This is a genomic window from Paraburkholderia sp. (assembly GCF_034668105.1).
Taxonomy (GTDB): Bacteria; Pseudomonadota; Gammaproteobacteria; order Burkholderiales; family Burkholderiaceae; genus Paraburkholderia.
In genome coordinates this window covers 1-4,739 of sequence record NZ_JAXDPY010000223.1, presented here as the reverse complement: position 1 = coordinate 4,739, position 4,739 = coordinate 1, and the positions used below count along the sequence as shown (strand labels likewise).

The 4,739-nt window shown below is 64.1% G+C and carries 7 protein-coding genes; 5 read left to right on the top strand and 2 right to left on the bottom strand.

The features are described 5' to 3' along the window. Positions 1–227: 227 nt before the first annotated feature. Positions 228–722: a flagellar basal body rod protein FlgB gene (gene flgB / locus QOC89_RS10445; protein WP_323044944.1), complete on the bottom strand. Its 495-nt coding sequence runs from the start codon at positions 720–722 to the stop codon at positions 228–230. A gap of 227 nt (positions 723–949) precedes the next feature. Here flgB and flgA point away from each other — a divergent pair, with 227 nt between their 5' ends. The 5 genes from flgA to QOC89_RS10420 all read left to right on the top strand — a co-directional run bounded on the left by flgA (position 950) and on the right by QOC89_RS10420 (position 4,501). Continuing rightward, positions 950–2,503 (top strand): flagellar basal body P-ring formation chaperone FlgA, encoded by a 1,554-nt coding sequence (flgA, locus tag QOC89_RS10440; protein ID WP_323044943.1) that lies wholly within the window; start codon positions 950–952, stop codon positions 2,501–2,503. A 186-nt stretch (positions 2,504–2,689) separates the two neighbouring features. Next, complete coding sequence (gene flgM / locus QOC89_RS10435) at positions 2,690–3,049, top strand: flagellar biosynthesis anti-sigma factor FlgM (RefSeq protein WP_323044942.1); 360 nt, start codon at positions 2,690–2,692, stop codon at positions 3,047–3,049. A gap of 94 nt (positions 3,050–3,143) precedes the next feature. Then, entirely contained in the window at positions 3,144–3,590 is a 447-nt protein-coding gene (locus QOC89_RS10430; protein WP_323044941.1) for a flagellar protein FlgN, read from the top strand. 321 nt (positions 3,591–3,911) lie between these two features. Continuing rightward, the gene (locus QOC89_RS10425) at positions 3,912–4,094 is read left to right on the top strand and encodes a type II toxin-antitoxin system HicA family toxin (protein ID WP_323044940.1); all 183 of its coding nucleotides are present in this window, start codon (positions 3,912–3,914) and stop codon (positions 4,092–4,094) included. Then, positions 4,091–4,501 (top strand): type II toxin-antitoxin system HicB family antitoxin, encoded by a 411-nt coding sequence (locus QOC89_RS10420; protein WP_323044939.1) that lies wholly within the window; start codon positions 4,091–4,093, stop codon positions 4,499–4,501. Before QOC89_RS10425 ends, QOC89_RS10420 begins: the two co-directional genes overlap by 4 nt. Positions 4,502–4,548: 47 nt before the next feature. Here the strand turns inward: QOC89_RS10420 and QOC89_RS10415 are convergent. Next, positions 4,549–4,739 (bottom strand): sigma-70 family RNA polymerase sigma factor (locus QOC89_RS10415; protein ID WP_323044938.1); only part of this gene is annotated, 191 nt, incomplete at its 5' end.

The following is a 4,739-nucleotide window of genomic DNA, read 5'->3' as shown; positions in this document are numbered from 1 at the left end:
CTTTAGCGCTTACTCTGGTCCCATGCAACGCTGTCGACCGGAGTTAGCGCTTTAGCGCTTACTCTGGTCCCATGCAACGCTGTCGACCGGAGTTAGCGCTTTAGCGCTTACTCCGGTCCTATGCAACGCAGTTGCACGGTTTTATTCGGCTTCAAGTTAATCCCGTAGCGATTGTTCCTGCGTACTGCTGTGTCTTTCTGCTGTGCGCCTATTGCTTTGCGTCTTATTTACGAGCCCGACTGAATCGCCGAAAGCATCGTCTTGATCTGGTTCGACAACACCGTCATGCCTGATTCGAAATGCACCGTGTTGTCCGCGAACTGCACCCGCTCCGTGTCGACGTCGACCGTGTTGCCGTCGAGCGCGGGTTGCGTCGGAATGCGGTATTGCAAATTGCCGTAGTCGTCGGGCGCGCCGCCGGTCGGCGTCAGCGTCGCGTTGCCGGACATGTGGCCCGGCGCGGTCACCGCCATCGACATGCCGTTCGTCACCCCCGCGGGTTGCGTCATCGCGAGCGTCGAGTTGTTCGAGGCGCCCGTGCCCGCACCGCCCTCCACCTTCTTCAGCGCGCCGGCCAGCGACGAAGCGAAGTTGACGTCGCGCGCCTTGTACCCGGGGGTATCGGCATTGGCGATATTGGACGACAGCAGTTCCTGCCGGTAAGCGCGTACATCGAGCGCCTGGCGGCCAAAGGCGAATTCGGCATCGAGTTTGTCCAGCATTGAAATCTCCGGAGAACGTTCCCGAGTCTTCCCGCTCGTCCCTCGCTGTGCCTCCTATGAGCACCGCGCCGGACGGGAAGACCTTTTTGCATGAAGTGCATCTTATGGGCCGCACGCAAGTCGCAATCGGACGAATAACCGGGAAAGGGGGCTTCTATTCAACGTTTGCGCAATGGGGGCGCTCACTAGAATGCAATGCGTACCGATGCATTCGATGGAGAAACACGATGGACCAGCCCACCCTCGATCTGACGCACCGCGCGAGACGCGCGGCGACGGCGCGTCGCGTGGGTACGGGCGTTGTGCGCCGGACTTCACGGATTGTGGTGCGCCGCACGTCTCGTCTGGTGGTGCGCCTCGTCGTCAGCGTGGCGCTTTGGGTCGCCGGCGGCATCGTACTGCCGCCCGCTGCACAGGCGCTGGACGCAGACGGGCCGATCGTGATTCCCGGACCGGGTGAGAAGAATCCCGCCGCGCTCGCCGATCTGGCGCAGCAGATGGAAGCAACACCCGCGAAACGCGCGGGCTCCGCGGCGACGCTCGCCGCCGCGACCGCGCAGTCGCTTGCGCGGGGCCCGGTCGCACGCGACGTCGATCAATTCACGCGCGCCGCCAACGCGAGCGGCTCGATCGTCATTCCGGGCGCAGGCGAGCCGCCTGCCGCGCCGCAAATGATCCGCACCAGCTTCAGGCCCGACGCGAATGGCGTCGTGACCATTCCCGCACCGGCAAATGCCAATGTGGCGGCAGCCAATTCCGCCGCCGGAATTGCACGCGTCAATGTGACGCAGGGCGCGCGTCAGGTCGTGCCGGTTGTGATCACGCCCGCGCTCAATGCCGGTCAACAAGGCGCCGGCGCGCAGCCGGTGGCCGCCAATACGCCCGGCAACGGCGTCGAAAGCGCGATCGGCAACGCGCCCGCAGCCGGTGGCTTCGACAGCCTTGCTTCGCGCGGCGAGCCGCCGCAGTTGGGCGCGAACGGCAAGCCGATCGTGACCACGGCGGCCGCAGCGAAACCGGCACCGGCGCCCGCATCGATGCCGGCCGCGCCCGCCACCCTCGCCCGCACGCCGTCGATGCGCCAAGGGGCGCCGGCCGTGGCGCAACAGAACCTGCGCCCCGGCGCGGCAGCGGCGGCGCAACCCGTACCGCTCGCCGGACAGGAAGACGCCGAAGCGATTCGCAGCGCCGCACTCGCCTTCTTGCAGCAGCAGTCGGCAGGCTTGCCCGGCAAGGTCGAGATCACCGTCGCCCCGGCATTTCCGCGCGGGCTCGCGGCCTGCACGACGCTCGAACCGTTCATGCCGAGCGGGGCGCGCCTGTGGGGCCGCATGACCGTCGGCGTGCGTTGCGCAGGGGAGCGCCCGTGGACCATCTATCTGCAAGCGCGCATTTCACTGCGCGCCACTTACTATCTGGCCGCCCGCGCGATGGCGCCTGGCGAAGTGCTCACCGCCGCCGACCTCGTCGCGCGCGATGGCGACCTGACCGGCTTGCCGGAGGCGATCGTGACCGACCCGTCGCAGGCGGTCGGCTCGGTATCGCTGGTGCGCGTCGCCGGCGGCATGCCTTTGCGCCGCGACATGCTGAAAAGCGCGTCGGCGGTGTCGATCGGACAAACCGTGCGGGTCGTCGCAGCGGGCGCCGGTTTCGCGATTTCGGCCGAAGGCAGCGCGATGAACAACGCGTCGCCGGGCCAGCAGGTGCGCGTCAAAACCGCTAACGGACAGATCATCTCCGGCATCGTCAAGGACGGTTCGACGGTGGAGATTCAGCTGTGAGCGCGCACCTCGGCCCGCGCGCCAACGCGGATTCAAACTGGACAGCCGATGCGACCGGCCGCGCGGATGTCAAACCCGTCAAGGGGCCGGATCGCCTTGAAAGACAAGGCAAAAGCTGGAGCGATTGCGCTAAAGTTTTGATCACCGATTGCCGTTATCAGGATCAAATCGTTCAGGAAGCCAATCGTGAAAGTCGATTCCACAACCAATTCGAATCTGCCGACGTTGAAAGACGCCCTGTCCCGCTCACAGCAAAGCGACGCGGCGAGCGCAAGCGCGAACGGCAACGCGCAGAGTGCGGGCACGAGCTCGCCGGCCACCAGCAGCAGTTCGGGCGACGCCAGCGTCAGCCTGTCGGGCCTGTCGCAGCATCTGCGCAGCCTCGCGGCGTCCGGTTCGGCCGATATCGACACGGCGAGCGTCGAGTCGATCAAAGCGGCGATCCAGAACGGCTCGCTGCAGATCGACTCGAGCAAGATCGCCGACGGCGTGCTGAATACCGCACGCGAGCTGTTGCAAAGCAACCCCTCGTCGACCGGCAATTAATCGACCCATCGAAGGACGGTGAACTGCCGGGCGGCATTCGACAAACCCGGTTCGCGAATCATGCGCGAGCCGCCGTGTTCAGCGAGTTGTTGAGATGAAAGACGCCCTGCTTACCACCCTCATCGAAGAATATTCGGCCGTCGAGACGTTCGCCTCGATTCTGACACTCGAGACCAAGGCGCTGAGCGCCGTGTCGCCGCTGGAATTGCTGCCGCCGATCGTCGAGAAGAAAACCGAACTGATCGGCCTGCTCGCCCAACTCGAAGCCAGGCGCGACGCGCTGCTTGCGGAAATGGGCTTTCCGGCCGGCTGGGCCGGTATGGAACTCGCGGCCAGCGCGGATGCGCGACTGGCTGAACAATGGACACTGCTGCAAAAGGCCGCCGACCGCGCGCGCCGCTTCAATACGAATAACGGTGAGTTGATCCGTGTGCGGATGGACTACAACCAGCGCGCGTTGACGGCACTCCAGGTAAGCGTGCCGCAGAAGGCCGGCTTCTATGGGCCGGATGGCCGGATCCCAGCCCAAGCCGTCGCGTAGACCTGCAAGACCCGAAGATTCCTTCCCGCGTGAGTCGCGTTTCGCGCACGGACAGCGCCGGAAAACCGCATTGAAGAAAGGGCTCGTCGTTGACGAGCCCTTTTGCTTTTTCCTTCCCGCAAAGCACATCCACCCATCCTCACCGCTACGCGTTAGCCATCCGGCCAGGTGGCGCGGATTCGTCCGGCGCGTTGAAATCACGAGCCCCCATGAGGTTCTCCGCTCTTCCGGCAGCTTTTAAACGCTGTCGCATACGAGCCAGGCAGGCCGTTACTCACTAGCGAGGTTGTGTAATCGTGTGTATGATTTCAGGAGTGCAATATGAACAGTGCCGAGGTCGTCAAATTGATTCAAGCGGATGGCTGGCGGCTGATCCGGATATCGGGCAGTCACCACCATTTCCGGCACGCCGTAAAAGCCGGTCTCGTGACCATCCCGCATCCAAAGAAAGATCTCCCACCCGGCACACTTAACAGCATCTTGAAACAGGCGGGCCTGAAATGAAAAACCTGATTTTCCCGATCGCGGTCGAGCTCGGTGATACGCACCACGCGTTTGGCGTGGTAGTGCCCGATATCCCCGGGTGTCATTCGGCGGGCGATACGCTGGAAGAAGCCTACGCGAACGCGAAGGCGGCGATCGAGGCGCATCTCGATACGCTGCTCGACGAAGGATTGCCGATTCCCGAACGGCTAACGCTCGACGCGCACCGGTGCAATCCGGAGTACGCGGGTTTCACGTGGGGTTTTGTGACAACGCGAGACATTCCCGCGTTGAAGAAGGCGGTGCGCATCAATATCTCGCTGCCTGAAGTGCTGGTTCATGAGATCGACGCTTACGCCCAGGCGCGCGGCATGTCGCGCTCGGCGTTTCTCGCGCTGGCCGCGGAGCATGAAATGGCCGACGCCTGAGGGCAGGCGGAGCTCAGGCGCACCGCCGGTCGACCATCCATCGAACGTCAGGTCGCCTCGGCGTTTGCCCAGGCCATTTCGCGCAGGCGCGTACGCAGGCGCGCCACGGCCTGGCTATGCAACTGGCACACCCGCGATTCGCTGACTTCCATTACCGCGCCGATTTCGCGCAGGTTCATGCCACGTTCGTAATACAGCGACATCAGCAGCTTCTCGCGCTCGGGCAGGCGGTCGATCG